The organism is uncultured Pedobacter sp., from assembly GCF_913776295.1.
In the GTDB taxonomy this organism is placed as follows: Bacteria; Bacteroidota; Bacteroidia; order Sphingobacteriales; family Sphingobacteriaceae; genus Pedobacter.
This window is the reverse complement of sequence record NZ_CAJYOJ010000080.1, coordinates 1-24,656: the sequence shown is the minus strand read 5'-3', so window position 1 is coordinate 24,656 and position 24,656 is coordinate 1. Positions and strand designations below refer to the sequence as shown.

The following is a 24,656-nucleotide window of genomic DNA, read 5'->3' as shown; positions in this document are numbered from 1 at the left end:
TTTTTCTTTCGAAGCCAGTGGGATGGCTTTGTCAGTGGAGCCCGAAAAATTTGTTAGGCCGGATTTAAGCGGAACGGAGATACGGTGCTACGGCCTAGCTACGCCGAAATGCATAGGTTTCGCAAGTCACTCATTAATAGACAATTGCAAAATAACGTCAATGGTAGGTACGAAGGATCTTTTGATTGCAGGTTATCGTCATTTCGACCGTAGCGCCCGCCTTTGCGGACAGGCCTTCCCGTACAGGCGAGGACAAATCTTTGGACTTTGTTTGATATATTAAACTATGAGGGTAACACCTCTTCTAATTTAGGGGGGGCTGGGGGTGGTTAATAGAGCTGATTTAAAAAGATCCTTCGCTGCGCTAAGGATGACAGCAAAAAAAAAGCTGTAGTTCGAAAGATTTGCGGCTTGATTTCGTTCTGTAAGGTCCCCCGCCTGCGCGAGGATGACGAATTGTTCTATAAAACTAAAATGTGCTCAGAACGTCCTGAGTTTAACTAAAGGATACCAACTTTGTTCCTAAGCCTGATCCGATAGATTCTGTGTTAATTTGCAAATAAAATATTTTATTTTTGTTTCATTGGCGGTCAAGAACTAGCCAGTGTAGCGTGCTGATGCTTTAGGTTTAGTACGCTACTTTCTTTTAAAACTGAGTATTCTTTTTGATATTCCTGTTTGCTATTATAGATCACATATATCATTTCTAACAGCTTTCTTTGAACTGCTACAAGTGCTTTCATTTTAATTCCATGTTTTGAAACTATCCGAAGATAGGTTTCTGCAAAATTTTTATCATGTCTAACCGCTACCAGGGCAGGTAAATACATTGCCTTTCTAAGATGCCTGTTTCCCTTCTTGGATATTCTCGGCTTTCCTTTTACTGATGTTCCCGATTGTTTTTCTTTCACATTCAAACCAGCATAGCCTGTAAGCTGCTTTTTATTTCTGATCAGCTCGAACCCATTTGTTTCAGCCAAAACGATGATAGCGGTAAGTTCCCCAATTCCTGTGATACTACAGATACGTTTTATATCTCCGCTTAAATTAGCATCACCGTTGACAAGCATTTTCAGATCAGCCTTTATTTCTTGTTCCTGCTTGTTCAACAGTTTAATCCTTTCATTGAACCGTTGCAGGCTGCGTTCATTCGGCTCCACTTCTGACTTCTCAGCATGGATCTGGTTCTTTACCGTAACCCGTTCACTTACAATCTGATCACGCTCTCTGGTAAGTTGTTGGAGCATATGAAAGACTTTCTTGGGCCTGTGCCATTAATCAAGATTTCTCTCCAGCCCAAACTGTGCAATCGCCGCAGAACAGCTTTTATCTGTTATGGTTTTGTCTTCTAGTGTCCGAATGTAATTACTTATTTTATTGGGTAGAACAATAGTTACTTCACGGCCACGGTCATAAAGGTAAAAGGCAAATTTTTGATGATAGACACCGGTAGCTTCCATTACAAAACGAACTTTAAACTCATCCCTTGAAAGTTTTTTTGTCCAATCCAATAAAGCTAAAAAACCAGACTCATTGTTTTTGAAAACCTTATGGGCATAAAGATCAATACTCAGATCATTCAACATCCTGCCGGCGGTAACTACCAATTCATTTTGTGCAACATCTACACCGAGTACTTCCTTCAATATTTTTTTCATCATTTTAAGTTTAATATAAAGTGATGAATCTCCCTTCGTTTTTTCTCCTGGTTGGATATCCTGGATATCATGACATACATAATTCCTTACATTCTGTTCAAACTCTAAGAGATAAAAAGGAAAGAGGCAGTATCTATCGGTCAATATACTTCATGAGTTATTTTGCCATCGGTCTACTCTCAATCCTTTTCACTTTATGCTTACTAAATTAAACATTGTAAACATAGGAGTCATCGGATGCAACGGAAAGCCCGGAGCGAGGCACGAGTGAGGACTTGGAGTGGAAAGCAGGGCAGGAGGCCGCCACATGGAACGGGGCCGTCCACTTCCAAAAAAGCAGATCAATTGCCTTTTTATTCATACAGTAGAGCTTTTACAGATACTCTTCAATATTTCCTTTACCCTCACGGATCACTTCGAATTCGCCCGTGGTAAAATCGATTACGGTTGATGCTTCATTACCGCCATAACCGCCATCGATAACCAGATCAACCAGATCTTCGTATTTCTCATGGATCAATTCGGGATCGGTAGAATATTCAATGACGTCATCATCATCTTTAATGGAGGTAGACAGGATCGGGTTGCCAAGTTCTTTTACAATACAGCGTGCAATATTATTATCGGGCACACGAATACCTACCGTTTTTTTATTTGAACTTAATAATTTGGGTACGTTGTTATTGGCATTAAAAATAAAGGTAAAAGGGCCCGGTAGTGCTTTTTTTAATACCCGGAAAGTGGTATTGTCAATGGGTTTGATGTAATCAGCAATGTGTTTTAAATCATGGCAGATAAAGGAAAAATTTGCTTTTTCTGGTTTTATGCCTCGGATTCTGCAAATTTTCTCAATCGCTTTAGGATTGGTGATATCACAGCCCAAACCATATATCGTATCGGTTGGATAGATAATCAGGCCTCCTTTTTTAAGTACTTCAACAACCTGTTCTATTGCCCTTTGGTTGGGGTTTTCGGGATAAATCTTAATAAGCATAGCGTAAAAATAACAATTTAGTGGTGTCAGTTGTTTAATAATCTTAATCTTTGTATAAACAAAACATCTGCTAATCTGATTTTATGAGAAAAGCTTTCGTTGCCATTGCGGCATTTCTAATCGCCCTGACTATTATGCTGGGGCTTTATCATCCTTTTTTATGGTGGACTTTTATTTTTACGGGTCCTTTTGTATTGCTGGGTATTTATGATTTATACCAGCCCAAGCATAGTATTGTAAGGAATTACCCTGTTTTTGGCCGCTTAAGGTATTTTATGGAAGAATTGAGGCCAAAAGTGTATCAGTATTTTGTAGAAAGTGATACCAATGGTACCCCTTATAACCGGTTAAACCGTTCGCTGATTTACCAGCGGGCCAAAACCGATAACGACACGATCCCATTCGGAACACAGTTAAATGTGTACGAAAACGGTTACGAGTGGTTAAGTCACAGTATAGCTGCCATTTCGCACCATGAATTGAATTTAGATCCGCGTGTGACCGTTGGGGGACCAGACTGTAAGAAACCTTATTCTGCCAGTATCTACAATATTTCAGCCATGAGCTTTGGTTCATTAAGTCAGAACGCTATTCTGGCCTTAAATGGCGGTGCCAAAATGGGCAATTTTGCCCATAACACGGGAGAAGGAGGGATCAGCGATTACCACCGTCAGCCGGGAGGCGATTTGATCTGGCAGATTGGTACGGGTTATTTCGGTTGCCGTAATGAGGATGGTACTTTTAATTACGATGCTTATGCCGAAAGGGCGCAGACTGATCAGGTGAAAATGATCGAGATTAAACTTTCGCAGGGTGCCAAACCCGGACACGGTGGAATGCTGCCAGCCAAAAAGGTGACGCCGGAAGTAGCCAGAATCCGTTTGGTGCCGGAAGGTAAAGATGTGTTATCTCCGCCGGCACACTCGGCCTTCAATACCCCTATTGGTTTGCTGGAGTTTGTGAAAAAACTCCGCGATTTATCAGGCGGTAAACCGGTAGGGTTTAAATTGTGTATCGGCCGTAAAAGCGAATTTTATGCCATTTGTAAAGCCATGGTCGAAACCGGGATTTATCCTGATTTCATCACCGTTGATGGCGGTGAAGGCGGAACAGGTGCCGCACCTCAGGAGTTTTCGAATTCGGTGGGTATGCCCTTACGCGAAGGGGTGGCCTTTGTGTATGACGTTTTAAATGGTTTTGACCTGAAAAAGCATATTAAAATTATTGCCTCGGGTAAAGTAGCTACAGGTTTTGATCTGGTTAAAAATATTGCCCTTGGTGCGGATATGTGTAATGCAGCACGCGGAATGATGTTTGCTTTGGGCTGTATCCAGGCTTTAGAATGTAACAGCAATACCTGCCCTACGGGTGTGGCTACACAAGACCCCAGCCTGATGAAAGGTTTGGTGGTAGAAGATAAAACCGTGCGGGTTAAAAACTTTCATAACCTTACCGTGGCCAGTGCGGTTGAGCTGCTTGGTGCCGCCGGTTTAAGAGAAACGCACCAGTTAACCCGGGCATATATCAACAGGCGTGTAAGTCCTAGTTTGATGCAAAGTTACTTAGAGACTTTCCCGTACATCCCGGCAGGTAGTTTGTTAAAAACGCCTTATCCAACCCGTTATGAACTGGGTATGGCCTTAAGTACATCAAAAAGTTTTGCGCCAACGGATTATAAAGTTTCGGCGGTAGATTATTCGCATGCCAATCCGTACGGAGATACCATGCATGAGGAGGGAAGATAAGTTCTTCGGCAGCTTTTCAGAGGGAATAAGGTTATGTAAACCGGAATGCCAGCGTTTGGTACAGGCATATTTTTTTTAAAAAGCAGGGGCAACAGTACTTAGGATGGTGCAGTTCCTGCTTTTTACTGCAAGTCCTCGCTACGCTCCGGGCTTTTCGCGTCAATCAGGTTTAGGTGGCTACAATAGATGGGGGATTAAAGGTTTGAATCACCAAACGTTCCTATGGAACGAAAACGCCAATTTTACAATTGGCTACCCATGAGGCGTCCTGCTGGGACGATGTTTTATTTTAAATATTTTTGAATCTCCGTCAGTAAATTAATTTACACGTAGGTATTGGCTGTCTGTAGAAAATCTTACCAATTAATAAGATATACCGAAACAAGTTCATTGTGAAAGAATTTGTTCTCTCAATGGTCATCCTAAGGGAGATTTTCCGTGTAAAATAGCTGTGATGGATAGATTTTAGGCAGATAAAATGCATAGGGAAATCGTCATTCCCAACTTGATTGGGGATCTTAATGCAAGCGCTTTAAGATAAGGCTTGCTGATAAAGGTTTAAATCAACAGACATTCCTTCGCAACGAAAACGCCAATTTTACAATTGGCTACCCATGAGGCGTCCCGACGGGAAGAATGTTCAAAATCGTCCAAATTGGTACAGGATTATATTCACTCGGTCGTCGTACTGAGTTTGTCTGAGGTTTTAATGGAAAAAAAAGAAGTCAAGTTTTTAAAACTTGACTTCTTTGGTGAAAGATTTGTTTTCCCTAAACCCTAAACCCTAAACCCTAAACCCTGAACCCAAAGGCTAAAATTCTGCGTTTTTCGGGAATCTAGGGAATGCGATGACATCGCGTATATTGGTCATTCCGGTAACAAATAATACCAAACGCTCAAAACCTAAACCGAAACCCGCATGCTTGGCTGATCCGAAGCGACGGGTATCTAAATACCACCATAATTCATCCTGCGGAATATTTAAAGCTTCCATGCGCTGTGTTAAGCGATCTAAACGCTCTTCACGTTGCGATCCGCCGATCATTTCGCCAATACCCGGGAATAAGATATCCATTGCCGCTACCGTTTGTCTGCCTTCGGCGTCCGGCTCATTCTGGCGCATGTAGAACGATTTAATATCGGCAGGATAATCGGTAAGGATTACCGGTTTTTTAAAGTGTTTTTCTACCAGGTAACGTTCGTGTTCGCTTTGTAAATCTGCTCCCCACTCATCAATCAGGTATTTAAATTGTTTCTTCTGATTTGGTTTAGAAGATTTTAAAATCCTGATCGCTTCTGTATAGGTTAAACGCTCAAAATCATTGGCTAAACAAAAATCGAGTTTCTCTAATAAACTTAGCTCACTGCGCTCGTTTTGTGGTTTTTGTTTATCTTCTTCAGCTAAGCGATTATTTAAAAATTCCAGTTCCTCTTTGCAGTTATCCAAAGCATATTTAATCACATACTTCATCATGTCTTCTGCAAGCTGCATGTTATCTTCCAGGTCAGCAAAAGCAAATTCCGGTTCAATCATCCAGAATTCGGCCAAATGGCGCGTGGTATTTGAGTTTTCGGCCCTGAATGTTGGGCCGAACGTATAAATTTTACCGAAAGCCATGGCTGCCAGTTCGCCTTCTAACTGACCAGATACGGTTAAGTTGGTGGCACGGGCAAAGAAATCCTGCGAGAAATCTACTTTACCCTCTTCGGTACGTGGCGGATTGTCGAAGTCCAAAGTGGTTACTTTGAACATTTCGCCTGCACCTTCAGCATCACTGGCCGTAATTACCGGGGTGTGCATGTATACAAAGCCACGTTCGTTGTAAAACTTGTGGATAGCAAAAGCCAATGCATGGCGCACCTTAAAAACGGCGTTGAAAGTATTGGTACGGAAACGCAGGTGCGCAATTTCGCGTAAAAACTCCAGACTATGTTTTTTAGGTTGCAAAGGAAATTTTTCCGGATCACTATCGCCCAGAATTTCTACAGTGGTAGCTTTGATTTCAACCGTTTGGCCTTTACCCAACGATTCGATCAATTTACCTGTTGCAGAAATGGCGGCGCCGGTTGTGATTCTTTTCAACAGCTCATCAGGTAAATTATTAAAATCGATCACCACCTGGATATTGGCCATGCAAGATCCGTCATTTAAGGCAATAAACTGATTATTACGGAAAGTTCTTACCCATCCCATAACCGTTACTTCTGTGTCAAATGCTGTCGACTTTAATAAATCTTTAATTTGCTGTCTCTTAATCATATTGTTATTTGTAAAAGGCGCAAATTTAGCAAAAAAAACATATCAGTTGACAGTTTTCGGTACACAGTTTTCAGTTTTTTAGGATGAGGTTAATTCAGACTGTTAGCTGTTAATTGCCAACTGCAAACTGCAAACTGCCTACTGTTGTTGCTGCTGCATGGCTTCCATATATTGCTGATAGCTATTTTTGGTTCGTTGAGTAGTTACGGTTCCTGAAGGTTTGCTGTAGTTTACTTCTTTCGGCTGAAAGTAGGTTTCCTGATCGTTTAAATCTTCATCATTATAACCTACCGATACATTAACTTCCATAACGTGTTCGAAGCCTCCTTTATAAACCCCTTTTACGGGCGAGCAATCGGCAAAGTTGCGGCCAACTGCCAGGCGGACATGGTTTTCCTTAGCGATGCAGTTATTGCTCGGATCTAATCCCAGCCAGCCATATTCGGGTAAATAGGCCTCGGCCCAGGCATGGGTTGCACCTTCGCCCCGCATCCCATCTCTGTTGGGACAGATATAGCCGCTTACATATCGGGCGGGGATCCCGGTTAAACGCAGCATGGCAGTTAGTACATGGGCAAAATCCTGGCAAACACCTGCTTTAAGGTTCAGAATTTCATCAATGGTGGTGTCAACAGCGGTTATCCCCTTTATGTAGTCGAAGTTGTTGAATACATGGGCGCAGTATTTTATCGCGGTTTAAACGTTGTTTTATTCCTTTTTCTATAAAATTCCATTCAGAAGAGGTGATGATTCTGGGAATAATATCAAAAGGGAAGATTTTTTCGATTCCTTCGCCACTATCGTAAAACAGTAAAGGTTATGCCTTGACTCATAAATAACTTTTAAGCAAGTTCTTCCTTTTTGTTTAGGTTTTCGAGAGACTCCTTAGAGAAATTTTTGATGAAACTTGTATAGTGATTTCTGTAATTTTCGCCATCTAAAAACATTTCATCGTAAGTTTTAGGATGATTAAAGTAATTTTTTATAAAATCTTGTATTATTTCGATTAAATATTTCTTTAAATTTTCATTTTTAGTGTATAATAAGCAAATTTTGACGTCAATATTTGAAATTTACCTCATTTTTGCTGTTGTATGCGTTTATTTTATTTTTAAGTGTTAATTTTTATATGTTTTTATAGAGAAAAAATATTTTTTTACTCAAAAAGCTTGCTTTTATGGATGAATTTTGTACTTTTGTAATGCTCGTTAATTATTATTATATATTTGGTTTAAAAAAAGCGCTGGCAACGGCGCTTTTTTTATAAAAATTATAAGACTTATTCATAATCAACATAAACCAAACAACCTAAAACCAAGAAAGCTCCAGTATCATTGGGGCTTTTCTTTTTTAAAGTTTATCATCTCGGCGGAGGTATTGTAAAATGGCGGATTTTCAGGGAAAATTTGTTATTGCTGGAAGACTTCTTCAGCCGACAGCCTCACCGGACTTTTCGGACAAGCTGTTTTCCCCTGCAATGACGATCCTTCACAGGGAATTTAAGGGCATAAAAAAAGCTACCCGATTCGGATAGCTTTTCAATATATGTTTTGTTGTTGTTACTCTTCTGAATAGGAGATTTTATTTACATGTTTATCAATTTCCCATCTTCCGGTGCCTTCTTCACCGATGACTTCGAACAATTCTAAGGCTCTGCGTGCTTTGTATTCCTCTTCGCGTTGCTCTTTCAGGAACCAGTTCAAAAATTCCATGGTTACAAAATCCTGTTCTTTGTGGCATCTGGCTGCAATATTTTTGAAACTCTGAGTGATCGCGATTTCCGCTTCCAAAGCATCTTCAAAAACTTCTCTGAAACTTGCAAAATCCGTTTTGATTCCGCTCACTTCAGGAGAGATGGCGTTTCCACCCATGTCCAATACATATTTAAATAATTTAAGCTGGTGTACTCTTTCTTCTTCAGATTGCTTTAAGAAATAATCTGCCGAATAGTCGAAGCCATTTTGATCGCACCAGGATGACATGGATAAATATAGTGATGAGGAGTGAGCTTCTTTTTTGATCTGCTGATTTAATAATGTTTCGATATCCTGAGATATTAAACATTTGATACGCATTAAGTCTTTCATAATTCTGTGCTTTAATAACAATACAAATGTAAAGTGAATTTGTTCGTCTTTATAATTTATTTACAATATGAAATTAGTCTAAATTGCTGATAATTAGTTATTTGTAATCAGTTTAAATAAGAAGGTTGGATAATGTAAGAGGTGAAATAGAGGATGGGAAATGGAAGGATAAAGCCAAATGGATAGGGATTGAGGATCAGCGGGATAACGATTAGTTTTCAGGCGGCAGTTTGCAATTTTCAGTAGGCGGTTTTCAGTTCAACATGAAATCGTTATCCTGAGGAATAATTTATTATATAAAAACCAATATAAATGACAGCAGCGTTAATGGAAATAAGCCTCTCCGGGGATCGTCATTGCGAGAAGGCTTTTTCAGCCGACGAAGCCTGCCGGCAACAGGCTGGCAATCTTTGTAGCAAGGATCATTAGCTTGAAAGATTGCTTCGTCGTTCCTCCTCGCAATGACGACTTTTTTAGGGGTTCTGTCAATGGTAGTTTATCTCAGGATCTTATGCAATGTTTTATTGTGGACAGATCCTGAAACAAGTTCAGGACGACGTTATCTATAGAGAAATCAGTTTAAAATCAATTAGCAAATTGCAGCACTAATGAAGCGTTGAACTAATAAACCAATCTATAAAGGCAGTCGTTAATAATATGATTAAGCTTAAACATGGTAAAGGTACCCTGCAGTAAATCTTTTAACGCAATAATCTCCAGTGCGCTTAATAAGTAGATGTGCTCGCAGCCGTTAAATGTAACCAATTCAAAATCTGCTTTGTGTGTATTTAAAAGTAGGGCTTCAACATCAATCTGCTCTACAATCGCTTTTAATTTTTGAAGCGACAGGCAATTGTAACGTGCAAACTTGCCACCAAAATCTACGTAAAAACAGTTTAACTTATCTGATTGATAAATTGAGCCATAGGTATTTGAGAATACGTTAACAAGTTGGTTAATATCTATACACGCTTTTTCCATCGGTTACAAAAATTGGCATTATTTAGATTAAATACAAATAAATTATGAAAAAATTTTAGCGTTTGGCGGATCGCGTTTAGGGGATGGTGGAAAGGAAGGAAGGAAGGAAGGAAGGATTGAAAGAAATGCTGATCGAATCATTGTTATTGATAATTTAATGTCGCCATTCCTTCAGCGGTTTTTATTACTTAAAAAGAGTCGTCATCTTAAGAGTTTTTTCGGCCGCGGAACAATTTTAATATGATGGCTAGTTACCTGGGCTTAAAGATTTTTTCGGTGCCTGACAAAGAGGACTTCGATGTGACCTCCTTTATGCTATTTAACTTTGAATACCAGATGGTGGTAGTTGCCACCCATAAATTTTTTTTCATTTTGGATCTCAAAGCCCATCTGCTGGTAAAGTTTCAACGCACGGTGATTGTGTTGCTCAACCAATAAACCGATATTTTTATGTCCTGATTGTTCTCCCCAGGTCAGGCCAGCTTTAATGAGTTGTTTGCCTATACCTTTGCCTTGGGCACCAGCAGTTACACTAATACTGTCGAGATAAAACTCGCCACTTTGTGTTTCTGCGTCCAAATGCTTATCCTTTGCATCGGGCAGATTCAGATAAGTTAAAAAGGGTTTTCTAAGTTCAATCAGTTTTGCGCCATCATAAGCGGTTATTGAACCAAGTACTTTTCCTGCTTCTTCAAAAACTAAGGTATTTTCATAACTATATTGGTTGCCCTGCTGTTGAAAAAAATGCTCAAAGATGTGGTCGATGGTATCCTGATCTTTGGCTTGAGTTAACTTTGGTGCGAGTTCGCCCATCGCCTGGAGTAACAAAGGAACAACTTGCGGGGCATCTTCCGGTTTGGCAGACCTGATCATTAAATATCACTGAGTTTAAAAGTTTCTGCCACACGTATTCCTTTTTCGGTACGTTGCAAGGTACAGCACTCGTTAACGGGATCGTGCTCCAGAAACAGGATGTAACTGTTTTCTACCGCTTCTTCCAAAAAAGCTTGTTTTTCGGTTAAAGTTTTTAGCGGAAACATATCGTAAGCCATTACATAGGGTAGGGGCAGATGACCTACTGACGGTAAAAGATCTGCCATATAAACAATGGTTTTACCTTTATAATTGATTTTAGGCAACATCATGGCATCAGTATGGCCGTAAGCGAAAGTGATGTTGATGTTCTTTTGCCATTCTATATTTTCCTTTTCAGCCACAAAGTTAAGCTGTCCGCTTTCCTGAATGGGTAAAATATTTTCCTTCAAAAATGAAGCTTTTTCTCTTGCATTGGGTTCTACCGCCCATTGCCAATGTTTTTCATTGCTCCAATATTTAGCATTTTTAAAAGCTGGTAAAAGTTTTTCGCCCGCTCTTAAGATGGCACCTCCAACATGGTCAAAGTGGAGGTGTGTCAGGAAAACATCAGTGATATCTGTCGTTCCGAAGCCCAACTTTGCCAGTGATTTTTCCAGGGAATCGTTGCCATGCAGGTAGTAATGGCTAAAAAACTTCTCATCCTGTTTATTTCCGATTCCGGTATCTACTAAAATTAACTGATTGCCTTGTTCTATCAGTAAACAGCGCATGGCCCAGGTGCAAAGATTATTTGCATCAGCAGGATTGGTTTTCTGCCAGATAGCCTTAGGCACAACACCAAACATGGCGCCACCATCTAATTTAAAAAAACCGGTATTTATGGTATGGAGATTCATTTAGGGTTTAGGGTTTAGGGTTTAGGGTTTAGGGTTTAGGGTTTAGGGTTTACGAAAGATGGACTATAAAAATACAAAAACCCTTTAGGATTAACTAAAGGGTTTTTAGGATATATCGGTTTTACTTAGGTTTTTGGCACCTTACGCCTTTTACCTTTAAACCTTCTGCCTTATAAGTGGATCACTTCACCGTAGGCATCAGCCGCAGCTTCCATAATCGCTTCGCTCATGGTTGGGTGAGGGTGAACAGATTTGATCATTTCGTGTCCGGTAGTTTCTAATTTACGTGCCACCACAATTTCAGCGATCATTTCGGTAACGTTTGCGCCGATCATGTGCGCACCTAATAATTCTCCGTATTTGGCATCAAAAATTAATTTGATAAAACCATCTTTGGCGCCGGCAGCACTAGCCTTACCCGATGCAGAGAAAGGAAATTTACCGATTTTTAATTCATAACCAGCTGCTTTAGCCGCTTTTTCGGTATAACCTACAGAAGCTATTTCGGGTGTGCAATAGGTACATCCCGGGATATTGTTGTAATCTAAAGGCTCAGCATGCTGGCCCGCAATTTTCTCTACGCAGATAATACCTTCTGCAGAAGCCACGTGTGCCAGAGCTTGTCCGCCAACTACGTCGCCAATCGCATAATAACCTTTTACCGAAGTATTGTAAAACTCATCGGTAACAATTTTACCTTTTTCGGTTTTGATACCTACTTCTTCTAAGCCAATGTTTTCGATATTGGCCACAATCCCTGCAGCAGAAAGCACGATATCGGCTTCAATAGTCTGCATACCCGAAGCCGTTTTAACAGAAACCTTACAGCCCGCACCGCTTGTATCAACAGATTCAACACTTGCTGAGGTCATTACATCGATACCGGTTTTCTTTAAACTGCGTAACAATTGTTTTGAAACGTCTTCATCTTCAACCGGAACCACGTTTTCCATAAACTCTACAATGGTTACTTTGGTGCCCATGGTGGCATAGAAATAAGCAAATTCTACACCGATAGCACCAGAACCTACAACTACCATGCTTTTTGGTAACTCAGGGAGTACCATGGCCTGGCGGTAACCGATAATTTTTTTACCATCCTGTTTCAGGTTAGGCAATTCCCTTGAACGGGCTCCTGTAGCAATAATGATATTTTTGGCACTCAGTTCTTTTTGAGAACCATCAGCACCTCTAACTTCTAATTTGTTTCCTGGTTTTACCTTACCGGTACCCATAATTACGTCAATTTTATTTTTTTTCATTAAAAATTGAACGCCTTTGCTCATACCATCGGCTACACCCCGGCTTCGTTTTACTACAGCAGCAAAATCTGCAGTTGCACCGGCAGTGGTAATTCCGTAATCGGCAGCATGATTAATATATTCGAAAACCTGAGCACTTTTCAAAAGTGCTTTAGTAGGGATACAGCCCCAGTTTAAACAAATACCACCTAATGATTCACGCTCAACAATGGCTACTTTTAGTCCCAATTGAGAAGCTCTGATCGCAGCTACATAACCACCAGGGCCGCTGCCTAAAACAATAACGTCGTAATTCATCTGTTTTTTCTATTTTGTTATCTATCTTTCAGATGGAGTTTGCCACTACATTATAAATATTGAATGTAGGCTGTAATTCCGTTCTGCTTAAAGATATTTGTTTCTTAATGTTCTGTATTTATAACTGATGCAGGTAAGTTGTTATTTCAATCTTAAAATCCGTGACCTGAACTTTGACATTACCAAAAATTAACGAACACTGCTTCATTAACCATCGTCCAAAACTAAAAAAAAAATGTCAATTGGCTAAGTCAATATTCAGATCGCTGTTAAAATTTACAATGGTTGAATATTGTGAAGGTTGAATTTCTAAGCGTGAAATTTAAAATTATCTCGATTTGCAAAATTATATATGGAAAAGTAGCTTAAAAGTTGAATAACAGCGATGTAATTGTTCAAAAAATAATTGTTGATATGTATTATTAGAAAAATACCAATGTTAATTTAATTTTCATGATGAAATAATAAGCAATTAATGGTTTTGTTGTTAATAATTTAGTTTTCCAATCAATGTGTTGATAAACTGAAAGTTGTAATAGTCATTATGTGTGTTAAATGTTGAAAAATTATGACCGACTTAATAATTATTTAACATTGAATGTTAAAATCTGTTAAATTTTATTAGGACATTTGTAGCTGAAAAATTCCTTTGAAACTATCATTAACAAAAAACATTTAAAAATCAAAGTATGAAGAAATCTTTACTTTTAAGATTGGTACTGGTTATTGTTGCATTTGTAGGTATTACTTTTGGTGCGGATGCGCAGGTAACTACATCATCAATGACAGGAACGATTAAAGATGCCAAAGGCGCCCTGCCTGGTGCAAGTGTTAAAGCAACACATACCCCAACCGGGACTGTTTATACTGTGTCAACTAATAATGATGGCAGATTCAGTATGGCAAACATGAGAGTTGGTGGGCCTTACACAGTGGAAATTAGTTTTGTTGGTTACAACCCAGAGAAAATTACTGGAATTCAACTGAAGTTAGGTGAGCCATTTGCGTTAAACTTAGTGTTAAGCGATAATAGTAACGTTTTGCAGGAAGTTAATGTATCTGGTAAAAAAGATCCTCTTTTGAATAGTAAAAGAACTGGTGCTGCTACAACTGTATCAAAAGAGCAAATCCAAAATTTGCCAAGTTTAAGTAGGAGTATTAATGATTTTACCAGACTTACTCCGCAAGCAAATGGAAACTCTTTTGCTGGGTCTAATAGTAAATACAATAGCTTAACTATTGACGGTGCTGTCAATAATGACGTTTTTGGATTAACCAGCTCCGGTTTACCAGGTGGGCAAGCAAACACTCAACCAATTTCATTGGATGCAATTCAAGAGATTCAAGTTGTATTAGCGCCTTATGACATTACTTACGGTAATTTTACAGGTGGAGGTATCAATGCAGTTACCAGATCAGGTTCCAATACGGTAGAGGGTTCTGCATGGTTTTACGGTAGAAATCAAAAGTTAGTTGGCAAAAGTTTCTTAGGTGAAAAGGCCACAAATTTTTATAATACTAATTATGGTTTGAGAATAGGTGCTCCAATTGTTAAAGATAAGTTGTTTTTATTTGTTACTGGTGAGCAAACCAGAATTAAAACTCCAACATTGAATAATGCTGGCGATGCTGTATCCGTAATCAGCACAGCAGATGCGCAAACTTTGGCCAACTACGTTAGTTCAAAATATGGTTATGATATTGGATCAGCTGCTGAAATTCCAGCCAAGACACAAAGTGATAAAATCTTTGCACGTTTAGATTGGAATATTAGTAGTAAACATCAATTAACATTACGCCATAATTACATCAAGGCATTTGATGATAATATTAGTAGAAGTTCTACAGCATTTCGTTTTGAAAATAATGCTTATAAATTTAACAATAACCAAAACGTTAGTGTGTTGGAGCTAAGGTCTCAGTTTAATTCAAACCTTTCTAATAATTTAATTATCGGTTATTCTAGAGTTAGAGATAGCCGTCAAACCGCAGGATCACTATTTCCTCAGGTTGAGATTCAGAATTGGGGAGGAATTTCTGGTAGAACCGTTACATTTGGATCTGAAAGAAGTTCAACTAAAAATGAGTTAGACCAAGATATCGTTGAATTTACTGATAATTTGAAGTTGCTAGTTGGAAATCACACTTTCACATTGGGAACACACAATGAGTTTTTTAAATTCAGAAACTTATTTGTAAGTAATTATAACGGAAGATATCGTTTTACCTCTTTACAGAATTTCTATGATAATAAACCTAATAATATTGATATTACTTATCCTGCTGTAGCTGGTACTTTACCTGCAGCTCAATTTAAGGCAGCTCAATTAGGTTTCTATTTTCAAGATGAGATTCAGGTTGATCAAAGTTTTAGAATGACTGCGGGCTTACGTGTTGATGTTCCTATTTTTAACGATAAGCCAGCAAATAATGCAGCTGTCGCTGCATCTTTCCCTGGCTTTGGCACTAGTAATATTCCAAGTGGCCAGGTATTGGTTTCGCCACGTATTGGATTTAATTGGGATCTAACCGGAAATCGTTCAATTCAACTAAGAGGTGGTTCTGGACTATTTACAGGAAGAGTACCATTTGTATGGATGTCCAACCAATATGGAAATACGGGCTTGGATTATAAAACAATTTCATTGTCTAGTGCTACTGCTAATAATACTGGATTCCAGCCTGATGTTACAAAGCAATCGACTGTTGGAACAGCGGGAAATACCTATGCAGTTAACTTGATGAGTCCTAATTTTAGATTACCGCAAGTATTTCGGAGTAATTTAGCTTTAGATATGAAGTTGCCTGCAGGTATTGTGGCAACTTTAGAAGGGATTTATAGTAAAACTGTAAATAATATTTTATATAAAGACATAAATGTTAAACCGTCTACAGCTTCTTTAAATCCAATCATATCGGGTGGTGCTGACACACGTCCTTTCTATGGTTCGAAAGTTAGTAGTACTTATACTGGAGCCTACTTACTTGATAACACTAGTAAAGGAGATTCTTATAGCCTGACAGCTCAATTGCAGAAATCTTTTGATAACGGATTATTTGCAAGTACTGCATATACATACGGTAAATCTAAAGATGTCAACTCAGGTGCCAGCAGTGTTGCACTTTCAAACTGGGAATTTGTTCAAGTTGTTCGCAATGCAAATGATCCAGAATTAGTTTATTCGAATTTTGATATCCGTCACAGAATAATAGGTACATTAGGATATACTTTAAATTACGGTAAAAACAAAGCAAGCGGAACAACGGTATCCTTGTTTTATGTAGGTAATTCAGGTTCACCTTTTACTTATCTTTATAATGGAGATTTGAATGGTGATGGAGCATTTTCAAATGATTTATTGTATGTGCCTCGTAACCAGTCTGAAATAAGAATAATAAATAATTTAACTGTAGGTACAGGAACAGCAGCAAGAGTTTATACACCTGCTCAGCAATGGGCTGCTTTAGATGCATTTATTAATAATGATCCTTACTTAAGTAAATTAAGAGGTCAATACACACAAAGAAATGGAGCGAGATTACCTTGGCAACATCAGTTTGATTTCAGAATTATGCAAGATATCGGTACAATGATCGGTTCAAGTAAAAACCGTCTGCAACTGTCTTTCGATATCATTAACGTAGGTAATTTATTAAATAAAAATTGGGGAAGGCAATACTTTATTACTAACCAAGCTTATCAGCTAATTAGCTATAGCAGCTCAAATAATGGAAGTTTTACTTTCTCACCTGAAACTCCTTCAAATATTTTGTCAGAATCATTTTCTTCAAGATGGCAAGGACAAGTTGGTGTTAGGTATTTGTTTAACTAATGCATCAAAGATTATAAAGAAAAGCCCCGTTCAAACGATCGGGGCTTTTTTTTTGCTAATAATTGGTCTGGATAGAGGGTTATAAATCTACAGTATATTGTTTACGTTATTGCACAGTTCGCCATATATATTCCAATAATACCTACGGAAAAGACCTTTATTCGGTATGCCTATAAAAACATATGATATCATTATAATAATATGAGACGTGAAAGAATATCACAAAGGGTTATCTACTAAATGATCGTTTTATGTAGAACTGTTTGTAATAACAATTATTTAATTCAAGATACAATTTCTTCATTGAAAATACGTATTTTTAAACTGGAAAACAAAAAATGATGAAATGTACGCTCTCTCTGAAATATTCTTTTCACTGATTAGATTGTCATCTGCTTTAAGCAGTTTTTCTCTCCTGATCTAATTAAATTCCATAGCCAAACTTTCGTGCTTTTCCAGAAGAACTTTACTGTTTTACCATTTAACATCAATTAATATGAATTAATTTTTAAAACAATTAAACATGAAAAAAATCTATTACGCCCTTGCAGCGCTCGTTATTTTGATCAGCGCTTGTAAAAAAGAAACTTCCGTGCAGCAGGAACAAAACACTCCAGGAAAAGTTATTACCTATCATTTGAAGAATGGTGGACAGGTCACCGTGCAAATTAATAGCAGAGGAGAATATGTTGTTGGAGGAGATGTTATTTTGTCAAAAGATCAGATTGCTTATTTAGAATATAATAAGGTTGGTAATAATAAGGTTGCAATACCAGAAAGCACATTTACAGCTGATTTTCAAAAGCTGTGGCCAGATGGCATTGTTTATTATACCATTAATGACGCTAACAACTACTCAAGTATTGTTAGTGCCATCAATCACTGGGAGGCAAATACATCAATACGTTTTGTGCAAAGAACCAATCAGGCTAATTACGTTAATTTTTCTGGTCAGCCATCACAGGGTGGGGGTGATTCTCAATTAGGAATGGTTGGAGGTGTTCAGGCGATTAGGTTGATACATAATGTAGGCATAACGGTAGTCATCCACGAGATAGGACATGCAGTTGGCTTAATGCACGAACAAACAAGGGCCGACCGAGATCAGTATATTAATGTAAATTATTCCAATATTAATTCAAACTGGACATCGCAATATGACACATATAACGTTCAAGGCAGGAATGGATCGCAGATCGGTCCTTTTGATTTCAACTCCGTAATGCTTTATCGCTCTAACAATGCTGATGCCCGCATAGCAGGTAACACATCTCCTCAAATGACCAAGAAAGATGGTTTTACGACATGGGGTGATAATTATTTTCTTTCACAAGGTGATATAGATGGTGTGAACTATTTGTACACGCCAATTAAGTTCAATTACTTCTTTACAGATGAAAATATTAACGAAATTAATGAATACGTAAATAGGTCGACAAGAAATGCTCATATAAACTTTTATGATAATAATTTAAATCAGATTAGTCTTCCCAAGCAAATCAAGATAAAGGTTATTTCCACCCGAAAGGAATACTACAATCATAATTATACCTATGAAGTGCATGAGTCAATTATTACACTTCCAGCGGGAACTACGGAATGCTATCTTGGATCTGAAATTTTTAATGAGCAGTATGACCAAAATATGAACGAGATGGATGGTTCATATACTGTCACTTGCAATGTTATTCGAATAATGTAATTTGATTTAATTGCTTTCAAGATAACACAGCTATTTTTTCAGAAAGTATTTCTTCTTCCAATAGTAAAAAAAGCTGATGGAGAAGAAAGCACCTTTCATAAATTCGTAGCGAGAGATTAAAAGCAAAAAGCCTGATCAATCAATCAGGCTTTTTGCTTTTGTAGTAATTTTTCAATTGGACCATATTATTTCGCCGGTTCTGTTTTACCATTGTGGCAGGTGATACAGGCGATTTTTGCAATGGTGTTGCCTTCTTTCATGGCCTCATGAAAATATTTTTTATTTATTTTAGCTGTCATACGCATCATCTCGCGGGCGGTCTCCTTTTCAGGTTTTTCATCGCTGGCAAAATCAAGCTTTTTGGGATTGTCTTTCATTGGCGCATGGCAATGGCTGCATCGCACACCTAAGGCAAGCTTAAAATCGTCCATTACTTTATCCAGTTCTTCCTTGCTGATATTTTTGGGCAATACCTTTAAATTCTTTGCTTTTGGTTCCGGTTCGGGTTTAGGCATAAAGGCGCTTAAGCTTAAAATAAAACAAACCATTAAGCCCATTACGACGGTCTTTTTATCATTCATGTTCTGCTGATTGGTATAACTAATATAAATCTTTTTATGATACCGATATGACTTTTGCAGATTGTAATGGATTTATTGCATTATTGAAGTTCAGCAAGAGTCATCTATTGAGAATTAAATTTTTCAAACGAGGGATGGAAATTGCAAAAAAAAAGCCCCAAAAAATGTGTTCAGGGCTATGATTGATGGGAATAATTTTAAGTTTAATGGTAAACAAACGTTCCATTTTCACTTTCAATGGTTACCTGCTTTTGGTTACCTTTTTCTACACGGCCAATAATTCTGGCATCGATCTTAAAACTTTTTGAAATTTCGATCATGCTATCCGCAATTTCCTGCGGCACGTAAAGCTCCATTCTATGGCCCATATTAAACACTTTGTACATTTCCCTCCAGTCGGTTCCCGATTGTTCCTGAATCAGCTTAAATAGCGGCGGGACAGGAAATAGATTATCTTTTATGACATGAATATCATCATTAATGAAATGCAGCACTTTGGTTTGTGCGCCACCGCTGCAGTGTACAATGCCATTAATCTGATTGCGGTGTTTTTCTAAAATCTGCTTAATCACCGGTGCATAGGTTCGGGTAGGAGAGAGCACCAGTTTGCCTACGGTTATTTTGCCATGGCCTTCAATTTCAATCTCGTCGGTTAGTTTTTTGCCACCCGAGAAAACCAGGTCAAATGGCACTGCCGGATCGAAGCTTTCCGGGTAGGTGTTGGCAATTGATTTCTCGAAAACATCATGACGGGCAGAGGTTAAGCCGTTAGAACCCATACCGCCATTATATTCGGTTTCGTAGGTGGCTTGTCCCGAAGAGGCTAAAGCTACGATGACATCGCCGGGTTTAATGTTATCGTTACTAATAATGTCTTCACGTTTTAAACGACAGGTTACCGTAGAATCTACAATAATGGTACGGACTAAATCGCCTACATCGGCCGTTTCGCCACCTGTTGAATAAATTGAGATGCCCTGCTCGCGTAAGTCGGACAGGATTTCCTCGGTACCGTTAATTACTGCTGCAATTACTTCCCCCGGAATGAGGTTTTTATTCCGGCCAATGGTTGATGACAAGAGGATGTTATCGGTAGCGCCAACACAGATCAGGTCATCAATATTCATGATAATCGCATCCTGCGCAATACCTTTCCAAACAGAAACATCACCTGTTTCTTTCCAGTAAACATAAGCTAAAGATGATTTGGTGCCGGCACCATCTGCATGCATGATATTACAGTATGCCTCGTCACCACCTAAAATATCGGGAATGATTTTGCAAAATGCTTTTGGGAAAATTCCCTTATCGATGTTTTTGATGGCATTGTGCACATCTTCTTTTGAGGCAGAAACGCCACGCTGATTGTACCTGTTATCACTCATGTTGCCGCAAAGATAGTTGTTTAAGGTGGAAGGTAAAAGGGGAGAAGATAGAAAGTCTGAAGTCAGGAGTTAGAAGTCGGGAGTCTAAAGTCTAAAGTCGGGAATCGATTGTGCAAAGTAAATAACCAGATGTGGTTTTGGAAGTGAACGGTCGGTTTTTTATGTCGGTCAGCAGCCCCGTACTATGTTATTTCCGTTGTAGCGGTTTTTTCTTTGCACTGCCTTGTGTTAAATAAACCTGATTGAATGGATGCTGTTAGAGATGAATTTTAGTTTAAGAAAAATTCTACAGCAGGAAGGAAAGCAGGACTGTCTTAGCCGATGACCAGGGGTATTGCTTTCCAAAAAAGAACTGCAGCAGTTAATCAATACGTTTTAGATCCTGAAACACCCGTCCGACCGGCCAGGCGGAAGTTCAGGATGACGAGACGGGGGAGGTAACAATTGTTAGTGAGCAGTTGGCCATTAGCAGTTGTCAGTACGAATAAACCAATGAAAAATGAACTTATACAAAAAAGAAAGGGCGTAAAGTTAAACCTTACGCCCTATACCTTAAACCTTAAGGCTTAAAATCTATTTCATGAATAATAATTCTCTGAATTTTGGCAGCGGCCAAACGCTATCGTCAACAATTTGCTCTAATTTGTCAGCATGGTAACGGATGGTATCGAAGTAAGATTTAACTTTCTCATCGTAAGCAATCGCTTTTTCGCGGGTGTCTTCCAATTTGTTGGTTACTTTACGTTCTTCTAACATCGCATCGATATTGGTTTTAACGATATCTAAGTGCTCAGATAGTTTTTTAGCGATTTCTAAAGAAGATTTACTTTCTATACCAATCTCTTTTAGTCCTTTGATGTTTTCGATTAATGAGTTTTGGTAAGCAATTACAGCCGGGATAATAGATGTATTGGCCACTTCTCCCATTACACGAGCTTCGATCTGTAATTTTTTGTAGAAGTTTTCGAGCATGATTTCATGACGGGCATGAATTTCACGTGAACTGTAAATACCGGTTGTTGCAAACAAATCAGCCGATTTTTCAGTTAAATAAGCATCTAAAGCTTTCGGTGTGGTTTTGATGTTTGATAAACCGCGTGCTGCAGCCTCATCTTCCCACTCCTGGCTATAGCCATTGCCTTCAAAACGGATTGATTTAGATTCTTTGATGTATTTTTTGATCACCGTTAATAAAGCGATGTCTTTTTTATCGCCTTTTTTGATCAACTTATCTACTTCAGCTTTAAATTTAATCAACTGCTCAGCCATGATCGCGTTTAAGATCGTCATCGGAGCAGAAGAGTTTGCAGAAGAACCTACCGCTCTTAACTCAAATTTGTTACCGGTAAAGGCAAAAGGAGAAGTACGGTTACGGTCGGTATTGTCCAGTAAAATCTGAGGGATTTTAGGAATACCTAACCAAAGTGCATTATCTTCTTTGATTTTTTTGCTGATACGTGAGTGTTCAATCTCATCTAATACATCGTTCAGTTGTGAACCTAAGAAGATCGAGATGATTGCTGGTGGCGCTTCGTTTGCACCTAAACGGTGATCATTGCTTACCGATGCAATACTTGCGCGTAGTAAATCTGCATGCTCGCTAACAGCTTTAATGGTATTTACAAAGAAAGCAAGGAACATCAGGTTGTTTTTTGGCGTTTTACCTGGAGCCAGTAAGTTTTTACCGGTATCGGTAATTAACGACCAGTTATTGTGTTTACCTGATCCGTTAATACCCGCGTAAGGTTTCTCATGTAATAAAACACGGAAATGGTGACGACGGGCAACTTTTTCCATTAAATCCATCAACAATTGATTGTGATCAATCGCTAAGTTGATTTCTTCATAAATCGGTGCACACTCAAATTGTGAAGGGGCAACCTCATTGTGACGGGTTTTTAAAGGAATACCTAATTTTAAAGCTTCGTTTTCGAAATCTACCATGAAAGTGAATACACGCTCAGGGATAGAACCGAAGTAATGATCTTCTAATTGCTGACCTTTGGCAGACATGTGTCCGAATAACGCACGACCAGTTAATAACAAATCCGGGCGGGCGTTAAATAACGACTCGTCAACAAGGAAATATTCCTGCTCAATACCTAACGAGGCATTTACTTTAGTGATGCTTTTATCGAAATACTGGCAAACATCAACAGCAGCTTTATCTAATGCAGCTAATGCTTTTAATAAAGGTGCTTTATAATCTAAGGCTTCGCCTGTGTAAGATACGAAAACGGTAGGAATGCAAAGCGTTTTACCTGCTTTACTTTCCATAATGAAAGCTGGGGATGAAGGATCCCAGGCCGTGTAACCACGAGCTTCGAAAGTATTACGGATACCACCGTTAGGGAAACTTGATGCATCTGGTTCTTGCTGAACTAAAGCGCTACCAGAAAATTTTTCAATTGCACCTTCACCGCTAGGCTCAAAAAACGAATCGTGTTTTTCGGCTGTAGTACCGGTTAAAGGCTGGAACCAGTGTGTATAGTGGGTTGCTCCGGCAGCCATTGCCCATGATTTCATGGCAGTAGCAATCTGGTTTGCGTCGTCTGCATTAATTAACTCACCTTGGTTGATAGATGAAATTAATTTCTCATACACGTCTTTAGATAAGAAATCTCTCATTTTTTTCTTATCAAATACATTAGCGCCAAAAAAGTCAGAAATTTTAGCAGAAGGAGATTTAACTTCAGGCGAAATTCTGTTTTGAGCCTCTTTTAATGCGATGGTTCTTAAGCTTTTCATTAATTCGTTATGTTTTTTGTCAAAAATAGTATATTTTATTAATTCAAGTAAAAGAATCGCAAAAATTATAGCAATTTTATTGAAAATGAAATAAAAAAATGTTTTTCGGCAGGAAAATTTCATTTTTTGCAAAGAAAATAGATTTTTAGGTAGCGTTATGGAATTGCATATTTAGTTGCATCATGGTATAAAATTTAAAGCTATGTTCAACTCTTCCATTAACGTATACAAGACCGAGTGGCTCGATCTTGTATTTGCAGACCGCAACAAAAACTATGGCGCCTATGATTTAAGATCCAAATCATCGTCGATTATGACCAGGGTGCTTTTTGTATCCGGCAGTTTATTTGTACTCGCCTGTTTCTCCCCTTTGATTTATAGTAAGCTGGTTCCTCAAGAAAATGTGGTTGTAGAAAAAGCGAAGGTTATTGATTTGACTCAGGTGATCCATGAAATGAAACCTAAAGCACCTGAACCGGAGAAGAAGGTTGAACCTGCAAAAGCTGAACCGGTTAAGGTGAAAACCATTGCGCTCCCATCACAGGTAGTGGTGGTGAATAAAGTAAATCTTCCAGATCCGCCTACCATTAAGGAAATTGAGCAGGCCGTAATCAGCGATAAAACTCAGGATGGAATTGTAGCGCCTAATCTGGTGATCAGCGATAATAAAGGCAGTGGTGATGGTACAGGTACCGCAAAGGAGGGTGAGGGTACCGGCGATCCGAATGCGATTATAGATGCTATAGGAGTTGATGAATACCCGGAGTTTAACGGCGGCGCCAAAGCCTGGTCTAAATATATGGAGCGTAACTTAAGGTACCCTTATCAGGCACAGGAAGATGGTATACAGGGCAAAGTATTTGTGAGCTTTGTGGTGGAGCGAGATGGCTCTGTTACGGATGTTAAGGTTTTAAGGGGGCTCGGTTATGGTTGTGATGAAGAAGCCATTAAAGTAATCAAAAAATCGCCGTTGTGGAAACCTGGCAAAAATAAAGGTGTTCCGGTACGCGTAAGGTATAATATGGCGATCAATTTTCAGATGATGTAAGATGGAAAATGGATGATATAGCATGAGGGTGTAGAATAGGAAATGGTGATGGCTATCCTTCCATCTTACCCTGTACCATCTTCAACTATTAACGCTCTTGGTTTTTAGGTAGATGTAGGGTTAGGTAAAACGGTTTGAGCAGTGCTCAGGCCGTTTTTTTGTTAGCCTTCCTGCATCGATAATATCGGGATATCTTTAGCCTGATCATTTTTTGGAAAGCAAATACAGTGCTTTTCGGTTCCGATCGCCCCGCCCTTTGTTTCAAATCCTCGCCTTCGTGCCTCTGGCTGCGGGTTTTCCACTTCGGTCGGGTTTAGGTGGCATGGCTGGTAACGGTATTAATGGTATATTGCCAGCGGATAA

17 protein-coding genes are annotated in these 24,656 nt (G+C 38.8%); 4 read left to right on the top strand and 13 right to left on the bottom strand.

Annotation, left to right across the window (positions count from 1 at the left end; genetic code table 11):
* Positions 1-590: 590 nt before the first annotated feature.
* The 3 genes from QZ738_RS19310 to QZ738_RS19300 all read right to left on the bottom strand — a co-directional run bounded on the left by QZ738_RS19310 (position 591) and on the right by QZ738_RS19300 (position 2,652).
* Positions 591-1,247 carry a transposase gene (locus QZ738_RS19310; RefSeq protein ID WP_293789631.1) on the bottom strand — a complete coding sequence of 219 codons (657 nt, stop codon included), beginning with the start codon at positions 1,245-1,247 and terminating at the stop codon, positions 591-593.
* Between the two features lie 27 nt (positions 1,248-1,274).
* Positions 1,275-1,661 (bottom strand): transposase, encoded by a 387-nt coding sequence (locus tag QZ738_RS19305; protein WP_293789628.1) that lies wholly within the window; start codon positions 1,659-1,661, stop codon positions 1,275-1,277.
* 370 nt (positions 1,662-2,031) lie between these two features.
* Positions 2,032-2,652 (bottom strand): L-threonylcarbamoyladenylate synthase, encoded by a 621-nt coding sequence (locus QZ738_RS19300; protein WP_293789625.1) that lies wholly within the window; start codon positions 2,650-2,652, stop codon positions 2,032-2,034.
* 83 nt (positions 2,653-2,735) lie between these two features.
* On the opposite strand from QZ738_RS19300, the gene QZ738_RS19295 reads away from it, so the two are divergent.
* On the top strand, positions 2,736-4,397 hold the full coding sequence (locus QZ738_RS19295; RefSeq protein WP_293789622.1) for an FMN-binding glutamate synthase family protein: 1,662 nt from the start codon (positions 2,736-2,738) through the stop codon (positions 4,395-4,397).
* A gap of 811 nt (positions 4,398-5,208) precedes the next feature.
* Here QZ738_RS19295 and asnS read toward each other — a convergent pair.
* The 7 genes from asnS to lpdA form a co-directional block, all read right to left on the bottom strand.
* Positions 5,209-6,657, bottom strand: coding sequence for an asparagine--tRNA ligase (gene asnS / locus QZ738_RS19290; RefSeq protein WP_293789619.1), 1,449 nt, complete (start codon positions 6,655-6,657; stop codon positions 5,209-5,211).
* A gap of 138 nt (positions 6,658-6,795) precedes the next feature.
* Positions 6,796-7,299 carry a transglutaminase family protein gene (locus QZ738_RS19285; RefSeq protein ID WP_367268612.1) on the bottom strand — a complete coding sequence of 168 codons (504 nt, stop codon included), beginning with the start codon at positions 7,297-7,299 and terminating at the stop codon, positions 6,796-6,798.
* Positions 7,300-8,216: 917 nt separating this feature from the next.
* Positions 8,217-8,744 (bottom strand): ferritin, encoded by a 528-nt coding sequence (locus tag QZ738_RS19280; protein ID WP_293789617.1) that lies wholly within the window; start codon positions 8,742-8,744, stop codon positions 8,217-8,219.
* 621 nt (positions 8,745-9,365) lie between these two features.
* Positions 9,366-9,725: a hypothetical protein gene (locus QZ738_RS19275; protein ID WP_293789615.1), complete on the bottom strand. Its 360-nt coding sequence runs from the start codon at positions 9,723-9,725 to the stop codon at positions 9,366-9,368.
* 315 nt (positions 9,726-10,040) lie between these two features.
* On the bottom strand, positions 10,041-10,598 hold the full coding sequence (locus tag QZ738_RS19270; RefSeq protein WP_293789613.1) for a GNAT family N-acetyltransferase: 558 nt from the start codon (positions 10,596-10,598) through the stop codon (positions 10,041-10,043).
* Positions 10,598-11,437 carry an MBL fold metallo-hydrolase gene (locus QZ738_RS19265; protein WP_293789611.1) on the bottom strand — a complete coding sequence of 280 codons (840 nt, stop codon included), beginning with the start codon at positions 11,435-11,437 and terminating at the stop codon, positions 10,598-10,600. Before QZ738_RS19265 ends, QZ738_RS19270 begins: the two co-directional genes overlap by 1 nt.
* Before the next feature lie 170 nt (positions 11,438-11,607).
* Positions 11,608-12,996 carry a dihydrolipoyl dehydrogenase gene (lpdA, locus tag QZ738_RS19260; protein WP_293789609.1) on the bottom strand — a complete coding sequence of 463 codons (1,389 nt, stop codon included), beginning with the start codon at positions 12,994-12,996 and terminating at the stop codon, positions 11,608-11,610.
* Between the two features lie 689 nt (positions 12,997-13,685).
* Here lpdA and QZ738_RS19255 point away from each other — a divergent pair.
* Together QZ738_RS19255 and QZ738_RS19250 are read left to right on the top strand one after the other, a co-directional pair.
* Positions 13,686-16,829: a TonB-dependent receptor gene (locus QZ738_RS19255; RefSeq protein WP_293789607.1), complete on the top strand. Its 3,144-nt coding sequence runs from the start codon at positions 13,686-13,688 to the stop codon at positions 16,827-16,829.
* A gap of 523 nt (positions 16,830-17,352) precedes the next feature.
* Entirely contained in the window at positions 17,353-18,531 is a 1,179-nt protein-coding gene (locus tag QZ738_RS19250; protein WP_293789604.1) for a M12 family metallopeptidase, read from the top strand.
* Between the two features lie 185 nt (positions 18,532-18,716).
* On the opposite strand, the gene QZ738_RS19245 is transcribed toward QZ738_RS19250, so the two are convergent.
* The 3 genes from QZ738_RS19245 to QZ738_RS19235 form a co-directional block, all read right to left on the bottom strand.
* On the bottom strand, positions 18,717-19,112 hold the full coding sequence (locus QZ738_RS19245) for a c-type cytochrome (RefSeq protein WP_293789602.1): 396 nt from the start codon (positions 19,110-19,112) through the stop codon (positions 18,717-18,719).
* A gap of 203 nt (positions 19,113-19,315) precedes the next feature.
* Complete coding sequence (locus tag QZ738_RS19240) at positions 19,316-20,497, bottom strand: AIR synthase related protein (RefSeq protein WP_293789599.1); 1,182 nt, start codon at positions 20,495-20,497, stop codon at positions 19,316-19,318.
* Positions 20,498-21,070: 573 nt separating this feature from the next.
* Positions 21,071-23,245: a glutamine synthetase III gene (locus tag QZ738_RS19235; protein WP_293789596.1), complete on the bottom strand. Its 2,175-nt coding sequence runs from the start codon at positions 23,243-23,245 to the stop codon at positions 21,071-21,073.
* Positions 23,246-23,447: 202 nt separating this feature from the next.
* Here QZ738_RS19235 and QZ738_RS19230 point away from each other — a divergent pair, with 202 nt between their 5' ends.
* A complete protein-coding gene (locus QZ738_RS19230) occupies positions 23,448-24,293 on the top strand; it encodes an energy transducer TonB (protein WP_293789593.1) in 846 nt (281 codons plus the stop codon).
* Positions 24,294-24,656 lie beyond the last annotated feature (363 nt).